The following is a 21,802-nucleotide window of genomic DNA, read 5'->3' on the forward strand; positions in this document are numbered from 1 at the left end:
AACAAGACATTCGCGCGACGAAGGAGTAAGGGATGAAGATTTTACTGTGGGCAATTTTGATTATTTTCCTGATCGGTCTGCTGGTAGTAACCGGCGTGTTCAAAATGATTTTCTGAACACGCCCCTCTGTCAGCGCTGCGTCTGCGGCGCTGGCATCCAGCGATATCCCTGCCCGTTCTTCTCCACTTTCCCGATGCCCGGGAACGCAATATGCGCCGACGCAATCCAGTCTCCGTCCGCTGCCGCTTTTTCTAAGACCTGCTTACGCGTAGCCACCGCCTGCGTCTGATCGACATCGAAATGGATCGCCACCTCCGGCTGCGGCATCTGTACCGGTTCGGCATGAATAATATCGCCCCACAGCAGCAGCGTTTTACCGCCGTGCGTTACGCGGTAGATGACGCTACCCGGCGTATGGCCCGGTGCGGGAATGGCCTCGATGCCCTCGGCTATCTTCACCGGTGCCGTAAAGGTCTGAAGTTTTCCGGCATTAATCACCGGGCGCAGCGAGCGTTCCGATTCGGCAAAGGTATGACGCTGGCTGGCCTCAACCTGCGAGGCGTGTGCCGGGTCCAGCCAGAAATCGACATCCTTCTGCTCGACACGCACCGTCGCGTTGGGGAAGACCGGTACGCCGTCGTGCTGCAAGCCGCCCGAATGGTCGCCGTGAATATGCGTCAGCAGCACCTGGTCAATGGATTCCGGGGGAATACCGGCGGCGCGCAGGTTATCCGGCAGATGGCCGCCGGCGTTACCCAACAGCGCCCCGGCCCCGGTGTCCACCAGATAGCGCTGGCGACCGGTATCGATGACATAGGTATTAATGGCGGTCTCGGCCTGCGGCGTTTTCCCCACGGCGGCCATTCGGCTGGCCAGCGCTTCAGGCGTGATATGGGTAAGCAGTTTGTCCAGCGGCACCACCACCGAGCCATCAGACACCGCGGTAATGCGCCAGTCGCCGAGCGACATCTGCCATGAGGTGGCAGGCGTCGCGGCCTGAGTGGGTAAGGAGAGCACCGCCCCAACAAGGGCAGCAAGCAACAGGGAAGCTTTCATGGAATACTCCGTTGGCTAAAAAGTTGCTGAAGTATCCCCCGCCCGCTACTATCACTCCAATTGATTGGAGAAATAATGACTATCAAAGAGAATGATTTTCGCAAAATCGACCTCAATCTGCTGATCGCCTTTGCGGTGCTGTTTCGCGAGCAGAGCGTGTCGGCAGCGGCGGATAAGCTGCATCTCGGCCAGCCGGCGGTGAGCGGCGCGCTGTCGCGCCTGCGGGATATGTTTGACGATCCGCTGTTTATCCGCAGCGGCCACCGGATGCAGCCCACCGCCCGCGCCGTGGCGCTGCACAGCGAACTGATGCCGCTGCTGGAGCAGCTGCAGTCGGCGCTGTTTCAGCAGGCGGAGTTTCATCCTGCGCAGGCGCAGGTCACCGTCACGCTGGGCATGACCGACTGGGTGGAGATGTGGCTGATGCCGGTCCTGATCCCGGCGCTGCGTGCCGTGGCACCCGGCGTGCGTCTGAGCACGGTGGCGAGCGATCCGTTCAGCGATGCCGAGCGGCTGGAGGCCGGAGAGCTGGATATGGCGATAAGCGTTGCCACTGCCGGGCCGCGCTGGCTGGAGCGCGAACCCCTGACCGCGATGTCCTTAACTACACTGTGGCACCCGGCGCTGCTGCCGTTGCGCGGTGCGCCTGACGTGGACACCTTTACGACGTATCCGCATCTGCTGGTGAGCTACCGCGAAGCGAACAGCAGCCAGATTGATACCCTGCTGGCGAAACAGGGACTGGCGCGTCGCGTCAGCTATACCACGCCGCATTTCGCCGCCCTGCCGGGGCTGCTGGCGTCGCTACCGGCGTTCGCCAGCGTGCCCGCCGGGCTGGCGCAGGGATGGGAAAAAACATGGGGGCTGGCGTCAGCACCAGTGCCGCTGGAGGTGCCGCCGTTTACGCTGTCGCTGCTCTGGCACCAGCGCCATAACTCCGACCCGGCGCTGATGTGGCTGCGGGAGTTTATTCGCCGTCAGGTGGCGGAAATGACTGACGCGGCCGACTGCCCGTCGATGACCGCAGCAATAGCCTGAGACGTTTTCAGGGTGCGGATGGTATCAAAGAGATCGCCCGCGTCAGCGTACTCTTTGCGCAGATAGCCCAGCCATTGCTTGATGCGGGCGACGTGATACATCCCGGTGTCGCCCTGCTTCTCCAGCCGGACATACTTTTGCAGCAACGCCACCACCTGCGGCCACGGCATGCGCGGCTCGTTATATTTGATCACCCGGCTTAAATTCGGCACGTTCAGCGCCCCGCGCCCGATCATCACCGCATCGCAGCCGGTCACCGCCAGACAATCCTGCGCGCTCTGCCAGTCCCAGATTTCGCCGTTGGCGATCACCGGAATGTTCAGCCGCTGGCGGATCTCGCCGATGGCCTGCCAGTTAATACGCTCGGCTTTATAGCCATCCTCTTTGGTGCGGCCATGCACCACCAGCTCGCTGGCTCCCGCCTGCTGCACGGCATCGGCGATCTCAAACTGCCGCGCGCCGCTGTCCCAGCCGAGACGGATTTTAACCGTGACCGGCAGGTGCGACGGCACCGCCTCGCGCATCGCCTTCGCGCCGCGGTAAATCAGATCCGGATCTTTCAGCAGCGTCGCGCCGCCGCCGCTGCCATTGACCAGCTTCGACGGACAGCCGCAGTTGAGATCGACTCCCCACGAGCCAAGCTCCACCGCACGGGCAGCGTTCTCCGCCAGCCACGCCGGATGCTGACCCAGCAGCTGGATGCGCACCCGGGTGCCGGACGGGGTACGGCTGTGGTGGTGCAGCTCCGGGCAGAGTTTATAGAAGGATTTCGCCGGCAGCAGCGAGTCCACCACCCGCAAAAATTCGGTGATGCAGAGGTCGTAATCGTTAACGTCGGTTAAAATTTCACGCACCAAGGCGTCGAGGACGCCCTCCATCGGTGCCAGCAAAACGCGCATAGTGCTACCCGGAGAAAAATGAGGCGCTATGGTAGCGCCTCCGCCTGACGGGTGCCAGTGGCGCGATAACGTGGGTCATCTGCCTGAGGCCTGCGCCGGAAAAGCTTGTTATGCTCACAGAGTGATGTGATCGGTAGCACAGAATTATTTTTAATTGTATGATGAATGCGAATAACTAAGGGCTATCCCCATGAATAAATGGCTTATCACCTGCTGGCACTTCGTGCGCGCGTTTATTGTTCTCTATGCCTGTCTCTATGCCGGCATCGGCATTGCGACGCTGCTTCCCGTAGCGATTCCGGGCAGCATTATCGGGATGCTGATCCTGTTTGTGCTGCTGTCGCTGCAGATTGTGCCGGCGAAGTGGGTGAAGCCGGGCTGCCACGCCCTCATCCGCTATATGGTGCTGCTGTTTGTGCCGGTCGGCGTCGGGGTGATGCAGTACACCGACGTGCTGCGCGCCCAGTTCGGCCCGGTGGTGGTCTCCTGCGCCATCAGTACGCTGGTGGTATTCCTGGTGGTCAGCTGGAGTTCGCATCTGCTGCACGGCGAACGCCCGATCGTTGGTCAGCGCGAGCGTAAACAAAAATGAGCGAAATCTGGTGGTCGTTGCCGTTATCCCTGATCGTCTTTTTTGCTGCACGCAGGCTGGCGGCGTGGGTGAAAATGCCGCTGCTTAATCCACTGCTGGTATCGATGGCGGTGATTATTCCGCTGCTGCTGGTCACCGGCGTTTCCTATGAGCGCTACTTTGCCGGCAGCAAAATCCTTAACGACCTGCTGCAGCCAGCGGTAGTGGCGCTGGCCTTCCCGCTGTATGAACAGCTGCACCAGATCCGCGCGCGCTGGAAATCAATTATTCTGGTCTGCTTTATTGGCAGCGTGGTGGCGATGTTCACCGGCACCTCGGTGGCCCTGTGGATGGGCGCGTCGCCGGAGATCGCCGCCTCGGTCCTGCCGAAGTCCGTCACCACGCCGATTGCGATGGCGGTGGGCGGCAGCATCGGCGGTATTCCGGCTATCAGCGCGGTGTGCGTGATTTTTGTCGGCATTCTCGGCGCGGTGTTTGGTCACACGCTGCTCAACGCGATGCGAATCCGCACGAAAGCCTCGCGCGGCCTGGCGATGGGCACTGCGTCCCACGCCCTCGGCACCGCCCGCTGTGCGGAACTCGATTATCAGGAAGGGGCGTTCAGCTCGCTGGCGCTGGTGATGTGCGGGATTATTACCTCCCTGCTGGCCCCGTTTATCTTCCCGCTCATCCTGCTGCTCTGGGGCTAAAGCGCTCCGCTCCCGTCATCTGTCCGTCACCGCTTTAGTGCAGGCTAAAGCGGTTTTGCCCCTCTCATGCCCCAAAAACTTGCGATGCGTCGCGCAATTTTGTTTTTAATTTCATTTATTACATTTTCAGCGCGACACAGATCACATATAAAGGGCAACCGGGCCCGTAAACTACGATCCCGATTTTGATGGTTCTATTTTTGCTAAGAGGCGTAGCCATGCACTCACGTTTTCACTCATCGTTTGAACAGCTGACGGCAGATCTGCAATCCGCGCTTGCTCCCCTGCTCGACCATGACCATTTCCCGGCAATGTTTACCGCCGAACAGGCAACCGGGCTGAAGAAACGAAGTGGCCTCGATGATGACGCGCTGGCCTTCGCCCTGCTACCGCTGGCTGCCGCCTGTGCACGCACCGGGATTTCGCATTTTAACGTCGGCGCGGTGGCGCGCGGCGTCAGCGGCAATCTCTACTTCGGCGGCAATATGGAATTCCCCGGCACCACCATGCAGCAGACGGTCCACGCCGAGCAGAGCGCCATCAGCCACGCTTGGATGCGCGGTGAGACGCAGCTGGCAGCGCTCACCGTCAACTACACGCCGTGCGGGCACTGCCGCCAGTTTATGAACGAGCTGAACAGCGGCCTGACCCTGCGCATCAACCTGCCGGGCCGCACCAGCGCCACGCTGGGCGACTACCTGCCGGACGCATTTGGCCCGCGCGATCTGGAGATCGTCCACCTGCTGATGGACCCGCAATCCCACGGCCTGCACGCCGAAGGCGACGCGCTGAGCCAGGCCGCACTGGCTGCCGCCAACCGTAGCCACGCGCCCTACAGCAACTCTCCATCCGGCATCGCCATTGAGATGCAGGACGGCACGGTGTTCACCGGCAGCTACGCGGAAAACGCCGCATTTAACCCGACGCTGCCGCCGCTGCAGTGCGCCCTCAACGTGCTGAGCCTGAGCGGCTACGACTATGCTGACATCACCCGCGCGGTGCTGGCCGAGAAAGCCGACGCGACGCTGATGCAGTGGGACGCCACCGTAGCAACGCTGAAATCCGTGGGCTGCGAGCGCGTCGAACGTCTGACAATCGCCTGATACCGGTACGCGATGCGGTGAAATTTAGCGCAACCGCATCGCCACCGGTTGCCGAAACCCCGCGCTTACAGTAGCCTTGGGGTCAAATTTCATCCGCATTTGAGTCACTTCCATGTTTAAGCGTGCGTTATACAGCCTGTTAGTCATCATCGGCTTACTGCTGTTATCGGCGCTTGTTCTCGATCGCTGGATCAGCTGGAAAACCGCCCCCTGGGTCTATGATGAGCTGCAGGATCTGCCCTATCGTCAGGTCGGCGTGGTGCTCGGCACCGCCAAGTATTACCGCACCGGCGTGATCAATCAGTACTACCGCTACCGCATTCAGGGCGCGATTAACGCCTATAACAGCGGCAAGGTGAACTACTTGCTGCTGAGCGGAGATAACGCCCAGCAAAGCTATAATGAGCCGATGACGATGCGTAAGGATTTGATTGCCGCCGGCGTCGATCCTGCAGATATCGTGCTGGATTACGCCGGTTTCCGCACGCTGGATTCCATCGTACGCACCCGCAAAGTGTTCGACACCAACGACTTCATCATCATTACCCAGCGCTTTCACTGCGAGCGCGCGCTGTTCATTGCGCTGCACATGGGTATCCAGGCCCAGTGTTACGCCGTGCCGTCGCCGAAAGACATGCTGACGGTGCGGGTGCGCGAATTTGGCGCCCGGCTTGGGGCGCTGGCCGACCTTTATCTCTTCAAACGTGAACCGCGTTTCCTCGGACCGCTGGTGCCCATTCCGGCAGCCCATGAAGTGCCGGAAGATGCTCAGGGCTATCCGGCCGTCACCCCGGAACAACTACTCGAACTGCAAAACAGTAAATAACCGCCCGTTTGTTGCCGGCTGTGGGATTGCGCCCAAACCACGCTTATGGGCCATACTCTGTGCAACATATCGAAAAATAAGGAAGTCACATGCTTACAGGACGAACCTCGAAAATCCTTTTTGGGTTGATCCTCGCGCTGGTTACGCTGGCGTTTTTTAATATTTTACGCCCCTACAGCTCCCCGGTGCTGTGGGCCGCGATTCTGGCCGTCATCTTCTACAGAACGAAAATCTGGCTCAGCCGCACCACCGGCGGCAGAAACGGCCTCGCCTCGCTGCTCACGCTGCTGCTGATCTGCCTGATCGTCTTCACTCCCCTGGTGATGATCACCTCGTCGCTGGCGAGCGAATTCAACACCGTCTATCGCTCAATGCAGGGTGATAACGCCACCATGACTTCGCTGTTCAATGACGTCGTCAGTTATCTGCCGGACTGGGCGCGCCGCATCATGGCCGATTATCAGGTGGATAACCTGCCCGCCATCCGCACCAGGCTGTCGGATATGGCGCTGCAGGGCAGCCAGTACGCTGCCGGCAGCGTGATGCTCATTGGCCGCAACACCTTCAGCGTCGCTATCGGCTTCGGCGTGATGCTCTATCTGCTGTTCTTCTTCCTGAAAGACGGCGCGCGGCTGGTAGAGATGATCTTTAAAGCCATTCCGCTGGATAACCACATGAAGTACCGCCTGTTTGCCCGTTTTGCCGCGGTCGCCAGGGCAACGGTAAAAGGCACCATTGTGGTCGCCGTGGTGCAGGGTATTCTCGGTGGGGTCGCGTTCTGGTTTGCCGGTATCGAAGCCAGCCTGCTGTGGGGCGCGCTGATGGCGTTCCTGTCGCTGATCCCGGCGGTAGGCACCGCGCTTATCTGGATCCCTGCGGCCATCTATCTGTTCGCTACCGGTATGGTGGTGAAAGGCGTCCTGCTGACGCTGTGGTTTGTGGTGGTGGTCGGTCTGTCAGACAACCTGCTGCGTCCGTTGCTGGTGGGGAAAGACATTCGCATGCCGGACTGGCTGATCCTGATTGCCACACTCGGCGGGCTTAGCATCTACGGCATCAACGGCTTTGTGATCGGGCCGCTGATCGCTGCGCTGTTCGTGACCTGCTGGAACTACTTCTATCAGGCCGACAGTGAAAAACGTCGTATCACCGGCGACGACGAGCTGACGCCCGGCCATACTGCCGCGGACACGTCCAAAGAGTAACCCGCCTCTGGCGACGCGTCTTTCGCTGCGCGTCGCCCTATTTCCCAGGAATGTTCTATAACCCACAGGCTTTATCCGTAAACCCGGTCTGACCTCCTATACTTTCTGCCGAGGAGGTTTTTACCTATGAGATTATTTCGTTCACTTTTTACCAGTCCCGAAAAACTGGTTCAGGTTCTGAGCCGGGAAGATGTCCAGGATGCTATCGATGATGGCGCGCGGATTGTCATTGATGAAGATGGCAATGCGCGGGTCAATATCCACTGTAAGGCGGTTAAAGAAGATTTTGCCCGTCACGTTGAATCGCTGAAGAGGGCTTAACGTGGGTACGGCAATCTTTATGGTATTAATGGTCTGCGGCTACTGGTACACCAGTACCGATCTCTCGACCCGCTTCAAATTCAAACGCACCTCAGGCTGGGATGTCTATTTCCTGGTGGCGCTCTACGGCTGTATCTTCGTCCTGCAGGGCATTCTTGCTACCGCCCTGCTGTGGATCCTGCTCCTGCTTGCCTCGCTCGGTATGAACGCCCTGCCGGGAATGTTCGGCCCGGAAACGCATAATTACCACGTCGATTTTATGACCTGGAGCTTCCTGGGTATTCAGGCACCGGTGGTGATCATGCTGTCGTTTGCGGTGCTGTTCTGCCTCTATCGCTCCAACTGGGCAGGCAGCGCCCGCCTCGACAGCCTGGGCCGACGCAAGCTGTATAAGCAGCTGTCGCGCACCAACGGTTTTGAAGGGCTGCTGTACCAGTGCATGGAGACAGGTCAGCTGGCGTGGGTCACGCTCAAATCCCAACGGGTGTATATTGGCATGGTGCACCGGGCAACGTTCGACAGCTTCGATACTAACAACCTGGTGCTGGTCCCGATGCTCAGCGGCTATCGCGATCGCCATAAGGGCAGCTTTGTGGTGGAGAACAACTACAGTGCCTGGTATGCCAGCCACGACATCGACCTCACGTCTGAGCCACAGTCGGCGCTGGATTTTCGCAAGGTGGTGCTGTTGAGCGAAGTGGAGAGCGTCTCGCTGTTCGACCCGGCCCACACGCTGGCACTGGGAATGCAGAACGCGGAATAAAAAAAAGCCCCCGCAAGCGGGGGCAGGACGATAACCACGTATTTGTTATTTTTTACGCGCGTACTTCAGTGAATCCAGGGCGACGGCGAAGATAATGATTGCGCCCTTGATGATGTACTGCCAGTAAGGGTTGATGCCGATATAGGTAAGGCCATAGTTGATCACGGTGAAGATGATCACCCCGGTCACCACGCCAAACACAGTGCCCACACCGCCGCTGAACGATACGCCACCCACCACGCAGGCGGCAATGGCGTCCAGCTCATACATAAAGCCGAGGTTGTTGGTGGCAGAGCCGATACGGCCCGCTTCCAGCAATCCGCCGAAGGCATAGAACACGCCTGACAGGGCATAGATCATCAGCAGGTTCAGCGCGACGTTTACGCCCGACACTTTCGCCGCTTCCGGGTTACCGCCGATGGCGAAAATGTTCTTACCGAAGCGGGTTTTATTCCACAGCACCCAGACGAACGCCACCGCAATCAGGGCGTAGAAGGTGATGTAGGAGAGGCGGAAGCTGCCCATGGCGATAAAGCCCTGGGTGAAGGTCGAGAATCCGCTGTCGAAGCCCGAAATCGGCGATGCGCCCACGAAGTCGTAGTACAGGGAGTTGATACCGTAAACGATGATCATGGTGCCGAGGGTGGTAATAAACGGCGTCACGTTCAGATAGGCAATGATAATGCCGTTGATCAGACCGATGATGGCACCAATGGCGCAGACGATCAGGATCACCAGCGCAATCGGCATGGTTGCCATCTCCGGGAACACCTTGTTGGCGTTCTCCATCGACTGCAGCAGCGTTGCCGCCACCACCGCCGCCAGACCCACCTGGCGACCGGCTGACAGGTCAGTACCCTGGGTCACGATAAGCCCGGCTACGCCGAGGGCGATAATAATACGCACCGACGACTGGGTCAGAATGTTACTCAGGTTGAGCAGACTTAAGAATGTGGGATCCTGGAAAATAATAATGGCTAATAACACTAAAAGGACGACGTAAATACCGCCTTCTTTCAGATAAGTAAGAAAACTTTTCTTATTTAACGCACTCATGAGGAGCCCCTGATCTTAAAGGTGCAAAGACGCAAGACGCAGTATTTCGTTTTGCGTTGTCGTTTTGGTGTCAACAATTCCGGAGACGAGGCCATTGCTCATCACCAGAATACGGTCTGTGATGCCTAACAGCTCCGGCATTTCGGAGGAGATAATAATGATCCCCTTCCCTTTCTTCGCCAGTTCGGCAATCAGCTGATAAATTTCAAACTTCGCGCCGACGTCAATACCGCGGGTCGGTTCATCCAGCATCAGTATTTCCGGCTGGGTTAACAGCCAGCGACCAATAATCACCTTCTGCTGGTTACCCCCGGACAAGGAACCGATCTGGGTATGATGCCCCGGCGTTTTTACGCGCATAGAGTCGATTACCCACTGGGTATCGCTTTTCATGCGCGAAGTATCAAGCAGGCCGATTTTGCTTTTATAGTTACGAATATTGGAAATTAACGAGTTAAAACCAATATCGAGATAGGCATAGATCCCGGTCGAACGGCGTTCTTCGGTTACCAGCGCGAAGCCATGATTAATCGCTTCGTTGGCGGTGTGGTTATTAATTTTCTTACCGTGCAGGGAAATAGTGCCGCCGGACTTCTCGCGAATACCGAACAGCGTTTCCACAATATCGGTACGCTTCGCCCCAACCAGCCCGGCGATGCCAAGAATTTCACCCTTGTGCAGGTCGAAAGAGACATCACGAATTGACGGCTGGCGCAGCGACGTCAGGTTGCGCACCTCAAGGATCACTTCACCCGGCTGGTTCTCTTTATCCGGGAAGCGCTGGTTGAGCGAGCGGCCGACCATCATGGCGATGATCTTATCCATGTCCAGCCCTTCCAGCGACTGGGTGGCGATCCACTGACCGTCGCGCAGAATGGTAATTTCATCGCACAGCTGGAATATCTCTTCCATCTTGTGAGAGATATAAACAATACCGCAGCCACGCTCTTTCAGCTTACGGATAATAGAGAACAAGTGGTTAACTTCTTTTTCCGTCAGCGACGAGGTGGGCTCGTCCATAATGACGATTTTGGCATCGTAGGAAAACGCTTTGGCGATTTCGATCATCTGCATCTGCGATACGGAAAGCGTACCCACGCGCGCGCGCGGATCGATATCAATATCCAGCTCGTCAAAGATCGCTTTGGTATCGCGGTACATTTTGTCCTGATCGACAAATACGCCTTTGGTGGGGTAGCGCCCCAGCCACATGTTATCCATAACCGAACGCTGTAATACCAGGTTCAGTTCCTGATGCACCATCGAAATACCGTTTTCCAGCGCCTCTTTAGCCGACTGGAAATCAATCTCTTGTCCCTGAAAAAGAATACTGCCGGAATCTTTTTTATAGATCCCGAAAAGGCATTTGAGCAATGTGGATTTGCCCGCCCCATTCTCGCCCATCAGCGCGTGAATAGAGTGCGGACGCACCTTGAGGTTCACATTATCGAGTGCCTTAACGCCGGGGAATGTCTTGTTGATACCGCTCATTTCCAACAAGTATTCGCCTGCCGATTGCGTATTATTGCTGACCATAGTTAACCCTGACGGCGTATATAATGTTTACGCGTAAGCGTCTAAAAGGGCGCACAACGTGCGCCCAGGAATATCGTGCTGACTTTTATTTATTGCTGAACTGCGCGAGGTTTTCTTTATCAACCCCAACGTACGGGATACGCACGACTTTATTTTCGATTTTCCAGTTGGTACCGGCTGCGGCTTCTTTACCGTCGGCCAGGTTTTTCGCCAGATCGAAGGTCGCTTTCGCCTGGTTGTTCGCATCGTTCAGCACGGTACCGGCCAGCGCACCGGATTTCACCAGCGCCAGCGCTTCTGGCAGGGCATCAACACCGAACACCGGAATGCTGGATTTATTGTGTGCTTTCAGCGCTTCCACGGCACCCATTGCCATCGCATCGTTGTTGGCGATCACGACTTCAATTTTGTTGGCGTTCGGGCCAGAGAGCCACGCGTCCATTTTGTCTTTAGCCATAGCGGTATCCCACATGGCGGTATCCATCTGCAGCTGCTGGGTTTTCAGGCCTTTGTCGTTCAGCTCTTTGATCACGTAAGTGGTACGTGCTTCAGCATCCGGGTGGCCCGGCTCGCCTTTCAGCAGGACGAACTGGATCTGACCGTCTTTGTTCAGATCCCAGCCCTGGTTTGCTGCCCAGTGCTTGGCAATCAGGTCGCCCTGAATAATGCCGGATTCTTTGGAGTCGGTACCGACGTAAAACGCTTTGTCATAGCTGTCGAGCGCTTTGCGGGCCGGCTCTTTGTTGAAGAAGACGATCGGCACATTCTGGCCGCGCGCTTTCTCGATAACGGTCCCTGCAGCAGCCGGGTCTACCAGGTTAATCGCCAGGGATTTAACCCCTTTTGCCAGCAGTACGTCGATCTGGTCGTTCTGTTTGGACTGGTCGTTCTGCGAGTCGTTCATCAGCAGCTGAACATCCGGGGAGGCTTTGGCTTCCTTCTCGACGGCCTTGCGCACAACGGACATAAAGTTGTCGTCATACTTATAGATGGTCACACCGATGCGGGTATCAGCAGCATTGGCAGCCGCCCCAAACAGCATGCAAGACATCACGGCGGACAGGGTTAACACCTTCTTATTCATGGTATCTCCGGTTTTATGCAGGGTAGTTCGAGTGTATAACTGGCGGCAGGACAGCAATGTTAATGAGACGTTACTGAATGCCGAAGTTCACTGACTAAAGTTTTTTCTTCCGTGTTCGGTAACGCTCCAGAACTGCGTTTTTTTAGATGTTTTAGAGGTAATGACTATGGTTAAAACGATTAATCACCGTTACATAGCGTTTCAGCCCTGAAAACGCTGTCACTATAGACACCGCCTTGTTAATAATCTGTGAATTTACTCACAGATTGAAAACGGTTACATCACCTCAGATAATCAGTTAGTGATCGGCGCCACACTTTGTTTCGAGGCCACAGAATGGCGTCTTACTACCGTCGGCATAAAGCAATGCGTCGCCTCGCGATCCAGCGTTCCCGCCGCCCCTTGCAGGGCCAGCTCGGTAGCCAGACGCGCCATCGACACCACCGGATAACGCACTGTGGTGAGCTGCGGATCGGTGTAACGGGCAATGGGAATATCATCGAAACCGATGAGTGAAAGCTGCTGCGGCACGGCGATGCCGTTGTCTTTGAGGGTGGTCAGCGCCCCGGCGGCCATACTGTCGTTGTAGGCGAATACCGCGCTGAGCTGTAAATTGCGGCCGAGCAGTTCCACCATCGCGGCCTCGCCGCCCTGCATATCCGGCGATCCGGTGCCAATCCAGCTGTCGGAAGGGGTAATGCCCTGCTCCGCCAGCGCGCGCAGCCAGCCTTCGCGCCGCTGGGCGTCATCTTCAATACTGTGGCTGGACGCCAGATAGCCAACCCGCTGGTGGCCCTGCGCCAGCAGTAAACGCGTTGCCATCATCGCCCCGGCAATGTTGTCCAGCCCGACGCAGCGGTGTTCGTACCCCGGCACGATGCGGTTGATCAGCACCATCCCCGGCATGTGTTCCATAAAGGCCGCCAGCTCGTCATCTCCCAACGCTTTGGAGTGCACGATCAGCGCACTGCAGCGCTGGCGGATAAGCACCTCAATCGCATGCCGCTCCTTCTCCGCTTCGTGATAGCTGTTGCCGATCAGCACGTACTTGTTGTGCTGCTGCGCCACCATATCCACCGCTTTCACCAGCGCACCGAAGAAGGCGTCGGACACGTCCATCACCACCACGCCAATGGTATCGCTGACCTGCGTCGCCAGCGCCTGCGCGTTCGCGTTGGGTCGATAGCCAAGCTGGGAAACCGCCTGCATCACGGCGTCGCGGGTATCCGGGCTGACCAGCGCGCTGTTGTTCAGCACGCGGGAAACGGTCGCGACGGAGACGCCCGCCTGACGGGCAACATCACGAATGGTGATCATAGACATCACCTTTTTGAATTGAGCAGCAACGCACAGGCACCTCCCTGTTCAGGACGAGGCGCTATTCTGGCAGCGTGCAGGCGGACGCTGCGTGAGGGAAATCACATGCTTGAAAACGGTTACATCCGTTTTGTTAATGATTGTGATCTTGATCGTTATCTGGATGTATCAGTTACAGCGCTGCCGCAGGTAAGACGTGTCAGCTGGCGCCAGGCCCACTCTACCGGCCCCTGGCGGAAATAGCGCAGCCACACTACAGAGAGCAACAGATTAACGGCCCACACCGCCGGCACGAAGGCCAGCAGCGACAGACGGTCGAATTTCATAAACAGATCGAATCGATAGAACAGCGTGGTACAGATGAGGGTTTGCAGCAGGTAGTTGGTAAGCGCCATGCGACCCACGCAGGCCACGGCGCTGGTCAGGCGAAAGCGTGCCAGCTGCGGCCAGAAGCCAAACGCCAGCGCGGCATAGCCGATGGTCTGAAACGGCGCGCTCAGCTCGCGCGGCGTCTGCAGCAGGAAGCCGCACCAGCGGAAATCCCAGCCGAGCTGCCACTGGGCCACGATTGCCGGCAGGTTAATGGCCATGCCGAGGGGGATCAGGATGGCGGCGCAGCGCCGGTAGTGGCTGAGGCTGAACTGACCGCGCAGCCAGCCGCTACGCATCAGCGCCGCCCCCATCAGCATCATGCCGGCAAGCTGCCAGCCGTACTGCGCGCCCAGCGCCAGCAGATTGTTCGCCAGCAGATCGAGGCGGTTATCGATAGCCTCTGCCCCGCCATTGAGCTTCCACAGCTGTTCATACTGCAGATTCGCCAGATCCGGCACCCAGGAGCGGCTGGTCTGGTTGCCGGAAATGAGGCCCAGCAGCAGCAGCACAAACACGCCCGCCAGATAGAGCACCACGCCCATGTTAAACAGCGATTTGCCGCTGGGAGCGTCACGGATCATGCGCCAGATCACCAGCCCAATCAGCCCGTAGGCCAGTAAAATATCGCCGTCCCACAGCAGAATGGCGTGGGCGAAACCGAGCAGCAGCAGCAGGGAGAGGCGCGACTGGATCCAGCGCTTACCGCGCGCCAGCAGCATCTGCAGGCCCGCGCCAAACAGCAGGGCAAACAGGGTGAGGAATTTTACCTGCGCAAACAGGTCGAGGATCGCCCAGGCCCAGGCATCGCGGGAGGTGATGTCGCCATACCAGGCGGGATTAAGATACGCCGCCTTAGGCAGACCAAAGGCGACGATATTGAGCAACAGGATACCCAGGATGGCAACGCCACGAACGAAATCCAGCGTGACATTTCTTTCCATGCGTATCCTGCCCTGTTAGTTGCTGTGGTGACGTACCGCGCGCAGGAATTCCTGACGGGTGTTCTGGCTGGACTTGAACAGTCCGCCCAGCGAGGTGGTGGTGGTGGCGCTGGTAGCATCGCGCACGCCGCGCGCTTTCACGCAGTAGTGCACCGCATCCATCGACACGGCGACGTTGTTGGTGCCAAGCAGCGTCTGCAGGGCAATCAGCACCTGCTGGGTCAGACGCTCCTGCACCTGCGGGCGCTGCGCGAAGAACTGCACGATGCGGTTGATCTTCGACAGGCCGATAACGCCGTCTTTAGGAATATAGGCGACGGTCGCTTTGCCGTCGATGGTCACGAAATGGTGTTCGCAGGTGCTGGTAAAGGTAATGTCGCGCACCGTGACCATCTCATCGACCTTCATTTTGTTTTCAATGATGGTGATTTTCGGGAAGTTAGCGTAGTCCAGACCAGAGAAAATCTCATTCACGTACATTTTGGCGATACGGTGCGGGGTTTCCGCGAGGCTGTCATCGCTCAAATCCAGGTTCAGCAGCTGCATGATCTCGGTCATATGACCGGCGATCAGGCTCCGGCGCGTCTCGTTGTCCAGTTCATGAACGGGCGGACGAAGCGGGGTTTCAAGACCGCGGGACACTAACGCCTCATGAACCAGGGCGGCTTCTTTACTGAGTGATGACATGATTTTTTCTCCGGCAGGTGGGGCTAACCTCTGCCCTGCATGGGACAGAGTGTTGCCACATTGTGCGCGAGCGCGTTTTCAGAATCCAGCTATTCATGGTGATAATTATTGAAATTGCTGAATCCTTTTATTCATCACGATGCCACACCAGCAGCCCGCCGATAAACAGCGCCGCCCCGGCCAGCCAGAGCGCCGGTTCGAGACGGTGCAGCAGTGCGGTCGCCAGCGACGAGGTCACCGGCCCGACAAGCTGTCCGAGGGCGTAACCGGTGGTCAGCAGCCCCGCCTTATAGCGGCTGTGCGCCGGGGCCAGCTCGCGACCGTACTGCATGGAGAGCTGTACCGCGCAGAGAAAGCCGCCGCCCACCAGCAACGAGCCGGTCACCAGTCCGGCCATACCCGGCAGGCTGGCGGCCGCGATCACGCCGATGCCCTGCAGCCAGAGCACCAGCGCCAGACGATGATTGCTCAGCAGGCGATGGCGCAGCAGGATGCTGAGCGCGATGCCGACCACCGCCGCGATGCCGAACACCGGCCAGACAAACTGGGCGAACAGGCTACCGGGAAAACGCTGCGCCGCCATCTGCGACAAAAACGTCGCGGGCAGGATGTAGCCAAAACCCGCCAGGCTGTAGCTCCACACCAGCTTTCTCAGGCCAGGAGTTAACATCAGCGGCGGCGGCGCGCTCTCCGGGCGGTGCAGCTCGCCGCGCCCCGGCAGGTTGCGGGCGATAAGCGCGATCAGCACCAGCGCCAGCACGCCGTACACCAGCCAGCCGCCCCAGGCGGGCATCCCGTAAGACTGAACGCCCAGCGCCAGCAGGCCGCTGAGGGCAATACCCGCCCCCGGCCCGGCAAACACCGCGGCGCTGAGTCCCGGCCTGCCGTGGTGCGCCAGCTGTTCGTTAGTCCAGGCAGCGATGAGCACCAGCCCCCAGCCGCTCATGCAGCCAATCACGAAGCGCAGTACGCCGTGTAACAGCGCGTCATTGGCGACGGCTGAAAGCAGCGTGAGCGCCACGGCGCCCCAGACGCCGCCATGTAACCGCCACTCAACGCGCGTAGTGGCGCGCATCGCATCCCAGGCGCCCACCAGATAACCGAGGTAGTTACAGGCGGCCACCAGCCCGGCCGACGTCAGGGTCAGTTCGCCATCGCGGATCATCAGCGGCACCTGGGGCGTAAAGGCAAAGCGCCCGATGCCCATCACCACCACCAGTGCCAGAAAGCCACTCATTGCAATACGCAGCGCCACGGCCTGTCCTCTTGTTATATTTTTGTTATCAGCATGATGCCGCAGATAAGTTAGCAGGAGAAGTAAAACCTCTGCTGGCTTAATCCATTCCTTGCGTTAATGCGAAACCGCACGGACACTTAGGGTTATGCCATCAATGAAAGAGGAGAACCCGGATGGAAATGGTTGAAGAACATCGTATTTTTGCAGGCCAGCAGCAGCGCTGGCGCCATACTTCGTCGGTGCTCCAGTGCGAGATGACATTCAGTATTTTTATTCCGCCAGCGCGCCACGACGCGCCGCCGCCGGTGCTTTACTGGCTGTCAGGCCTGACCTGCAACGATGAGAACTTCACCACCAAAGCCGGAGCGCAGCGCGTGGCGGCAGAGCTGGGTATCGTGCTGGTGATGCCGGATACCAGCCCGCGCGGCGACGCGGTGGCGGATGATGACGCTTACGATCTGGGTAAAGGTGCCGGGTTTTATCTCAACGCCACCCGTGAACCCTGGGCGGCGCACTACCGGATGTATGACTACCTGCGCGATGAGCTGCCGGCGTTGATCCGCAGTCACTTCACGGTTGGCGAGCGAGAATCCATTTTCGGGCATTCGATGGGCGGTCACGGGGCGCTGGTGATGGCGCTGAGAAATCCGGGCCGCTTCCGGTCGGTATCGGCCTTTGCGCCTATTGTCAATCCGGCGGCGGTGCCCTGGGGTGAGAAGGCGTTCAGCGCCTATCTCGGCGATGACCGTGCGGCGTGGCAGGCGTGGGACAGCTGTGCCCTGATGGAAAATGCTGATGCGATGCTGCCGACGCTTATCGATCAGGGCGAGAGCGACAATTTCCTTGAAGGGCAGCTGAAGCCTGAGCGCCTGGCGGCGGTGGCGAAGGCCAAAGGCTGGCCGCTGGAACTGCGGATGCAGCCGGGGTATGACCACAGCTACTACTTCATCGCCAGCTTTGTGGAAGATCACCTGCGTTTCCACGCGCAGCATTTGTTTTCATAAAAAAACCCGGTCGTTGACCGGGTTATGCCTGTGCTAAACGGCGGGTGCGCATGGTAAACGGCGGGTGCGCAAGCGTACCCGCCCTACCCCGTCCAACCCCGCCCTATCCGCCCAGGGCCCGCCCTGAAACCGGTAGGGTGGGTAAGCGCAGCGCACCTACCTTCAGGCTCCCGTCAGAAACGGTAATCCATCGCCAGGAAGTAGCGGCGGCCGTCTTCGTTGTAGCTGTAATCGTCGCGGCTGAGATCCTTATCACCCAGGTTCATCACCCCGGCGCGCAGCTTGACGTTTTTGGTCGCCTGCCATGCGCCGCCCGCGTTCCAGATCACATACCCGCCCGGCGTCGGGCCGTCGGTGGTGGTGGTGCGCTTCTCACCGGTATAGTTGGCGGAAACATAGAATGACCAGTCGGCCAGCGGCTTCCAGTCTACCGTTCCGTTAGCGGTGTGCAGCGGTAGCTCGGAGAGCGGTTTGTTGCCGCCGTCGCTGAGATCGCGCCCGTCGTTATAGGTGTAGTTCAGCGTCAGCTTCCACTGGTCATCGAACGGTATTTTCAGTTCGGTTTCCACCCCGCGAATACGCGCCTTATTGACGTTGTAGTAGCGGAATACCGGGTTACCGGTTTCATCATCAAAACCAACGAAGTTGTCATAAGAGGGTGCCAGCCCGCGATTGGCGGTGCGGTTGATACCGATCATATCGTCGATATCGTTCTGGAACGTGGTAATGCTGGCATCAACGCCCTCCAGCCAGCCCTCTTCCCCCGCATAGTAAATACCGATCTCATAGCTTTCGCTGGTTTCCGGCTTCAGCTCAGGGCTACCGACGATCTGGCAGCTGCCGCGGCACGAACCGGTGGTCCAGTCCGGGCTGAGCTGCAGCAGGGACGGCGCTTTAAAGGCGGTGGACCAGCCCCCTTTCACCGTCACGGTATCGGTGGCGTTATAGACGAGGTAGGCACGCGGGCTCCAGTGATCGCCGTAGGTTTCGTGATCGTCCATACGCAGGCCCGCGGTCAGCGCCAGCGGATCGATAATGCGCCATTCGTCTTCCAGGAACAGGGCGTACTGGGTGGCAGAGGTTTTGCTGCTGGAGCCGCCGGTCAGGTTAACCGGATCGCTCAGCTTGTCGTGACGCCACTCCCCGCCGAAGGTCAGCATCTGGTTGATTGCACCCAGCGGCAGCATGAATTTGCCGTCCACGGCGTTGCTCTCGGAGGTAATGCCCTGGCTGCCCGGATTTTTGTTATCCACTTTTTCGCCGTAGAACTTCAGCTCGCTGTTACCCAGATCCCAGCGCCCGTTGTGGCCCAGCGAGTAGTTCTGGCGCTCCAGACGGTTTTTATCCAGCGAGTCGGAATCGCGGTCCTGACGGTTGAAGCCGTAGCCGAGGTTGAAGTCGTGGTTTTCATGCGGCGTCAGGGCAAATTCCACGTTGGCATCGCGGCTGGTGAAGCCTTCGATACGCGGCGATTCGCCGGTTGCGCTGCTGGTGGAATCCTGCTGCTGATCCTTTTCACGCTTTGACAGGTTGCCGTACACCTTCACGCCCAGCAGATCGCCAATCAGCGGGCCGCTGGTGAAGAACTGCCCTTTATGGGTATCGCCGCGATCGCGGTGTTCCTGAATGGTGGTATCGGCGGTCACCGAGCCGTGCCAGCCGCTGCCGACTTTTTTGGTGATGATGTTCACCACGCCGCCGAGCGCGTCTGAACCGTAAAGGGAGGACATCGGGCCGCGCACCACTTCAATGCGTTCGATGGCTTCCACCGGTACCCAGTTGAGATCGAAATCGTTGTGGCGGAATACCACGTTGCGAGAGTTGACACGCTTACCGTCTACCAGGATCAGGGTGTAGCTGCTGTCGAGGCCGCGCAGGCTGACCCCTTTGCGGTTATCGCCTTCGTTAGTGAGCTGAACGCCGGGGATCTCCTGCAGCACGTCCTTCAGGTTATTCACCGGGCGTCGCTGCAGATCTTCCTGAGTAATGACGCTGATACTGGCGGGCGCGTCCTTCAGATTCTGTTCCGTTGCTGACGCCGTGACCACCATAGTATCGGCGTTATCATCAACCGCCAGAACCGGCAGCGCCAGGGTAAACAGAGACGCGCACAGGCCTCCGCGCATTACAGCATTCAACCTAAACATTCCATTTCTCCATGAGGTAAACACAACTGCAAATAAGGTATTGCTCACAGGGGTAGCTCGCTGCACGGCAGCGCAAGCGTAATGTTATGTAACAGGTGCAGGCGAGGCTTAACCCCATGAATGGGATGCTTATTTATATGAATGGCCGCCGGGTTGTTTACGTCCTGTTACAAGTGCGGCAAACGATAAAGCAAATGATAATCCTTATCAATACTATTACTGTAAAGAAACGGTCATCTGGCGGGATTAGCAGCAATCGACGGGGAAACGAGCGGGAAAAGCAGACTCCCCTCCTGCGGATGCAGGAGGGGATGGGGATTATTTGGTAAAGCGTTCCGGGAATTCCATATCGCGATACGCCACGAAGCGGGTGCCGCGGGTGAACTTATAACCAAACCAGATAATCAGGAACAGCGGGATACCGATGTAGGTCGCCGCCACGCCGCCCCAGTCAATGGTGTCTGACAGGAAGGCTTCATAGTTCTGACCCAGCGTGATGATCAGGCACAGCACGAAGGCGAAAATCGGCCCCAGCGGGAAGAAGCCCGAGCGGTACGGCAGGTTATCCAGCGAGTGGCCCTGCATCACATAGCCGCGACGGAAACGGTAGTGGCTGATGGCGATGCCAAGCCAGGCGATAAACCCGGTCATCCCCGAGGTGTTGAGCAGCCACAGGTAGACGGTCTGGTTGTCAAACATGGACGTCAGGAAGCACAGCCCGGCAATCACCGTGGTGGCATACAGCGCGTTACGCGGTACGCCGCCCTGAGAGAGCTTCGCAAAGATGCGCGGCGCTTTGCCGTCACAGGCCAGGGTGTAGAGCATACGGGTTGAGGCGTACATACCGGAGTTACCCGCCGACAGCACCGCCGTCAGGATCACCGCATTCATGATCGCCGCCGCGCCCAGCAGACCCGCGTGTTCGAACACCAGGGTGAACGGACTGACGCTGATGTCTTTCACATCGTTACGCAGCAGGCTCGGATCGGTATACGGGATAATCAGGCTGATAATCAGGATGGCGAACACATAGAATAGCAGGATACGCCAGAACACCTGACGCACCGCGCGCGGGATGTTCTTCTCCGGATTTTCGGATTCGCCCGCTGCAATACCGATAAGCTCGGTGCCCTGGAACGAGAAGCCGACAATCATCGCCACGCCAATCATGGCGGCAAAGCCACCGGCAAACGGCGCTTCGCCAATAGACCAGTTGCTCCAGCCCGCCGGTTTCGCGCCCTGGAAGATGCCGACGATCATCAGGATGCCGACGATGATAAAGATAATGACGGTAGCGACCTTAATCAGCGAGAACCAGTACTCCGCCTCGCCAAAGCCTTTCACCGAGATCCAGTTCAGCAGGAACATGATGCCGAGGAACAGCGCGCTCCAGATCCAGCCCGGGGTGTCCGGGAACCAGTACGACATCACCAGCTGTGCCGCCACCAGATCCACTGCGATGGTCACTGCCCAGTTGTACCAGTAGTTCCAGCCCAGCGCGAAGCCGAAGCCTTCTTCCACGTATTTTTGCCCGTAGGTCGCAAACGAGCCGGAAACCGGCATGTACGCCGCCAGTTCGCCGAGGCTGGTCATCAGGAAATAGACCATCAGGCCAATCAGAATATAAGAGAGCAGCGCTCCGCCCGGACCCGCCTGGGAGATGGTCGCCCCGGAGGCGACAAACAGGCCGGTACCGATCGAACCGCCGATGGCGATCATGGTGAGATGGCGCGCCTTTAGTTCGCGCCGCAGCGCAGGCTGTTGTGTGGTTTTAGATTCCGAAACCATAGGAATATCTTGTCCATCCAAAAAATGAGGCGCGATTGTAGCAGACCAGACCGCGCCCGCAGGGGATAAATGCGCAGTTATAAGAGAGCTTCATGATCGCCCGAGGATTATAAGTAAAGCAGGATTATGGGGGTTTGCGAG

Annotated in this window: 21 protein-coding genes; 10 read left to right on the forward strand and 11 right to left on the reverse strand. The window is 58.3% G+C overall.

Going from position 1 to position 21,802, the window contains the following annotated elements:
- Positions 1-32: 32 nt before the first annotated feature.
- The gene (yohP, locus tag KFZ77_RS13105) at positions 33-116 is read left to right on the forward strand and encodes a small membrane protein YohP (RefSeq protein WP_000698460.1); all 84 of its coding nucleotides are present in this window, start codon (positions 33-35) and stop codon (positions 114-116) included.
- 13 nt (positions 117-129) lie between these two features.
- Here the strand turns inward: yohP and KFZ77_RS13110 are convergent, their stop codons facing one another.
- The gene (locus KFZ77_RS13110) at positions 130-1,056 is read right to left on the reverse strand and encodes an MBL fold metallo-hydrolase (protein ID WP_031520733.1); all 927 of its coding nucleotides are present in this window, start codon (positions 1,054-1,056) and stop codon (positions 130-132) included.
- A gap of 75 nt (positions 1,057-1,131) precedes the next feature.
- Between KFZ77_RS13110 and KFZ77_RS13115 the strand changes: the two genes are divergently transcribed.
- Positions 1,132-2,094, forward strand: a complete 963-nt coding sequence (locus tag KFZ77_RS13115; protein WP_031520731.1) for a LysR family transcriptional regulator — start codon at positions 1,132-1,134, stop codon at positions 2,092-2,094.
- On the opposite strand, the gene dusC is transcribed toward KFZ77_RS13115, so the two are convergent.
- Entirely contained in the window at positions 2,034-2,993 is a 960-nt protein-coding gene (dusC, locus tag KFZ77_RS13120; protein ID WP_264384447.1) for a tRNA dihydrouridine(16) synthase DusC, read from the reverse strand. The genes KFZ77_RS13115 and dusC overlap by 61 nt on opposite strands.
- A 190-nt stretch (positions 2,994-3,183) precedes the next feature.
- Between dusC and KFZ77_RS13125 the strand changes: the two genes are divergently transcribed.
- The 7 genes from KFZ77_RS13125 (at position 3,184) to KFZ77_RS13155 (ending at position 8,492) form a co-directional block, all read left to right on the forward strand.
- Positions 3,184-3,585, forward strand: coding sequence for a CidA/LrgA family protein (locus KFZ77_RS13125; RefSeq protein WP_031520728.1), 402 nt, complete (start codon positions 3,184-3,186; stop codon positions 3,583-3,585).
- Entirely contained in the window at positions 3,582-4,274 is a 693-nt protein-coding gene (locus KFZ77_RS13130) for a CidB/LrgB family autolysis modulator (protein WP_031520726.1), read from the forward strand. Before KFZ77_RS13125 ends, KFZ77_RS13130 begins: the two co-directional genes overlap by 4 nt.
- 218 nt (positions 4,275-4,492) lie before the next feature.
- Positions 4,493-5,377: a cytidine deaminase gene (cdd, locus tag KFZ77_RS13135; protein ID WP_264384448.1), complete on the forward strand. Its 885-nt coding sequence runs from the start codon at positions 4,493-4,495 to the stop codon at positions 5,375-5,377.
- Positions 5,378-5,489: 112 nt separating this feature from the next.
- Complete coding sequence (sanA, locus tag KFZ77_RS13140; protein WP_264384449.1) at positions 5,490-6,203, forward strand: outer membrane permeability protein SanA; 714 nt, start codon at positions 5,490-5,492, stop codon at positions 6,201-6,203.
- A gap of 89 nt (positions 6,204-6,292) precedes the next feature.
- Positions 6,293-7,408 carry an AI-2E family transporter gene (locus KFZ77_RS13145; RefSeq protein WP_264384450.1) on the forward strand — a complete coding sequence of 372 codons (1,116 nt, stop codon included), beginning with the start codon at positions 6,293-6,295 and terminating at the stop codon, positions 7,406-7,408.
- A 126-nt stretch (positions 7,409-7,534) separates the two neighbouring features.
- Complete coding sequence (locus tag KFZ77_RS13150; RefSeq protein WP_072001983.1) at positions 7,535-7,729, forward strand: hypothetical protein; 195 nt, start codon at positions 7,535-7,537, stop codon at positions 7,727-7,729.
- A 1-nt stretch (position 7,730) separates the two neighbouring features.
- Complete coding sequence (locus KFZ77_RS13155) at positions 7,731-8,492, forward strand: hypothetical protein (protein WP_031520719.1); 762 nt, start codon at positions 7,731-7,733, stop codon at positions 8,490-8,492.
- 45 nt (positions 8,493-8,537) lie between these two features.
- Here KFZ77_RS13155 and mglC read toward each other — a convergent pair whose 3' ends face one another.
- From mglC to KFZ77_RS13190, 7 genes are all read right to left on the reverse strand, one after another.
- A complete protein-coding gene (mglC, locus tag KFZ77_RS13160; protein ID WP_031520717.1) occupies positions 8,538-9,548 on the reverse strand; it encodes a galactose/methyl galactoside ABC transporter permease MglC in 1,011 nt (336 codons plus the stop codon).
- A gap of 15 nt (positions 9,549-9,563) precedes the next feature.
- Complete coding sequence (mglA, locus tag KFZ77_RS13165) at positions 9,564-11,084, reverse strand: galactose/methyl galactoside ABC transporter ATP-binding protein MglA (protein WP_264384451.1); 1,521 nt, start codon at positions 11,082-11,084, stop codon at positions 9,564-9,566.
- An 85-nt stretch (positions 11,085-11,169) separates the two neighbouring features.
- Positions 11,170-12,168 carry a galactose/glucose ABC transporter substrate-binding protein MglB gene (mglB, locus tag KFZ77_RS13170; RefSeq protein ID WP_031520713.1) on the reverse strand — a complete coding sequence of 333 codons (999 nt, stop codon included), beginning with the start codon at positions 12,166-12,168 and terminating at the stop codon, positions 11,170-11,172.
- A gap of 294 nt (positions 12,169-12,462) precedes the next feature.
- Entirely contained in the window at positions 12,463-13,485 is a 1,023-nt protein-coding gene (gene galS / locus KFZ77_RS13175) for an HTH-type transcriptional regulator GalS (protein WP_264384452.1), read from the reverse strand.
- A gap of 155 nt (positions 13,486-13,640) precedes the next feature.
- Positions 13,641-14,798 carry a DUF418 domain-containing protein YeiB gene (yeiB, locus tag KFZ77_RS13180; RefSeq protein WP_264384453.1) on the reverse strand — a complete coding sequence of 386 codons (1,158 nt, stop codon included), beginning with the start codon at positions 14,796-14,798 and terminating at the stop codon, positions 13,641-13,643.
- A 15-nt stretch (positions 14,799-14,813) separates the two neighbouring features.
- Positions 14,814-15,485, reverse strand: coding sequence for a GTP cyclohydrolase I FolE (gene folE / locus KFZ77_RS13185; RefSeq protein WP_264384454.1), 672 nt, complete (start codon positions 15,483-15,485; stop codon positions 14,814-14,816).
- 127 nt (positions 15,486-15,612) lie between these two features.
- Positions 15,613-16,740, reverse strand: a complete 1,128-nt coding sequence (locus KFZ77_RS13190) for an MFS transporter (protein ID WP_264384455.1) — start codon at positions 16,738-16,740, stop codon at positions 15,613-15,615.
- A 155-nt stretch (positions 16,741-16,895) separates the two neighbouring features.
- Between KFZ77_RS13190 and fghA the strand changes: the two genes are divergently transcribed.
- Complete coding sequence (gene fghA / locus KFZ77_RS13195; protein ID WP_264384456.1) at positions 16,896-17,726, forward strand: S-formylglutathione hydrolase; 831 nt, start codon at positions 16,896-16,898, stop codon at positions 17,724-17,726.
- A gap of 173 nt (positions 17,727-17,899) precedes the next feature.
- Here fghA and cirA read toward each other — a convergent pair whose 3' ends face one another.
- Together cirA and KFZ77_RS13205 are read right to left on the reverse strand one after the other, a co-directional pair.
- On the reverse strand, positions 17,900-19,873 hold the full coding sequence (gene cirA, locus KFZ77_RS13200) for a catecholate siderophore receptor CirA (protein WP_264384457.1): 1,974 nt from the start codon (positions 19,871-19,873) through the stop codon (positions 17,900-17,902).
- Positions 19,874-20,191: 318 nt separating this feature from the next.
- Positions 20,192-21,661 (reverse strand): amino acid permease, encoded by a 1,470-nt coding sequence (locus KFZ77_RS13205; protein ID WP_264384458.1) that lies wholly within the window; start codon positions 21,659-21,661, stop codon positions 20,192-20,194.
- Positions 21,662-21,802: the final 141 nt, after the last annotated feature.

Source organism: Siccibacter colletis (assembly GCF_025914095.1).
Taxonomy (GTDB): Bacteria; Pseudomonadota; Gammaproteobacteria; order Enterobacterales; family Enterobacteriaceae; genus Siccibacter; species Siccibacter colletis.

What these genes read in the sequence shown, in the direction of transcription:
- KFZ77_RS13130 (WP_031520726.1), top strand. Translation starts at nt 3,582, where the DNA reads ATGAGCGAAATCTGGTGGTCGTTGCCGTTATCCCTGATCGTCTTTTTT.
- KFZ77_RS13205 (WP_264384458.1), bottom strand. Translation starts at nt 21,661, where the DNA reads ATGGTTTCGGAATCTAAAACCACACAACAGCCTGCGCTGCGGCGCGAA.
- cdd (WP_264384448.1), top strand. Translation starts at nt 4,493, where the DNA reads ATGCACTCACGTTTTCACTCATCGTTTGAACAGCTGACGGCAGATCTG.
- mglB (WP_031520713.1), bottom strand. Translation starts at nt 12,168, where the DNA reads ATGAATAAGAAGGTGTTAACCCTGTCCGCCGTGATGTCTTGCATGCTG.
- sanA (WP_264384449.1), top strand. Translation starts at nt 5,490, where the DNA reads ATGTTTAAGCGTGCGTTATACAGCCTGTTAGTCATCATCGGCTTACTG.
- mglA (WP_264384451.1), bottom strand. Translation starts at nt 11,084, where the DNA reads ATGGTCAGCAATAATACGCAATCGGCAGGCGAATACTTGTTGGAAATG.
- yohP (WP_000698460.1), top strand. Translation starts at nt 33, where the DNA reads ATGAAGATTTTACTGTGGGCAATTTTGATTATTTTCCTGATCGGTCTG.
- KFZ77_RS13150 (WP_072001983.1), top strand. Translation starts at nt 7,535, where the DNA reads ATGAGATTATTTCGTTCACTTTTTACCAGTCCCGAAAAACTGGTTCAG.
- dusC (WP_264384447.1), bottom strand. Translation starts at nt 2,993, where the DNA reads ATGCGCGTTTTGCTGGCACCGATGGAGGGCGTCCTCGACGCCTTGGTG.
- cirA (WP_264384457.1), bottom strand. Translation starts at nt 19,873, where the DNA reads ATGTTTAGGTTGAATGCTGTAATGCGCGGAGGCCTGTGCGCGTCTCTG.
- KFZ77_RS13125 (WP_031520728.1), top strand. Translation starts at nt 3,184, where the DNA reads ATGAATAAATGGCTTATCACCTGCTGGCACTTCGTGCGCGCGTTTATT.
- fghA (WP_264384456.1), top strand. Translation starts at nt 16,896, where the DNA reads ATGGAAATGGTTGAAGAACATCGTATTTTTGCAGGCCAGCAGCAGCGC.
- KFZ77_RS13145 (WP_264384450.1), top strand. Translation starts at nt 6,293, where the DNA reads ATGCTTACAGGACGAACCTCGAAAATCCTTTTTGGGTTGATCCTCGCG.
- KFZ77_RS13115 (WP_031520731.1), top strand. Translation starts at nt 1,132, where the DNA reads ATGACTATCAAAGAGAATGATTTTCGCAAAATCGACCTCAATCTGCTG.
- KFZ77_RS13110 (WP_031520733.1), bottom strand. Translation starts at nt 1,056, where the DNA reads ATGAAAGCTTCCCTGTTGCTTGCTGCCCTTGTTGGGGCGGTGCTCTCC.
- folE (WP_264384454.1), bottom strand. Translation starts at nt 15,485, where the DNA reads ATGTCATCACTCAGTAAAGAAGCCGCCCTGGTTCATGAGGCGTTAGTG.
- galS (WP_264384452.1), bottom strand. Translation starts at nt 13,485, where the DNA reads ATGATCACCATTCGTGATGTTGCCCGTCAGGCGGGCGTCTCCGTCGCG.
- mglC (WP_031520717.1), bottom strand. Translation starts at nt 9,548, where the DNA reads ATGAGTGCGTTAAATAAGAAAAGTTTTCTTACTTATCTGAAAGAAGGC.
- yeiB (WP_264384453.1), bottom strand. Translation starts at nt 14,798, where the DNA reads ATGGAAAGAAATGTCACGCTGGATTTCGTTCGTGGCGTTGCCATCCTG.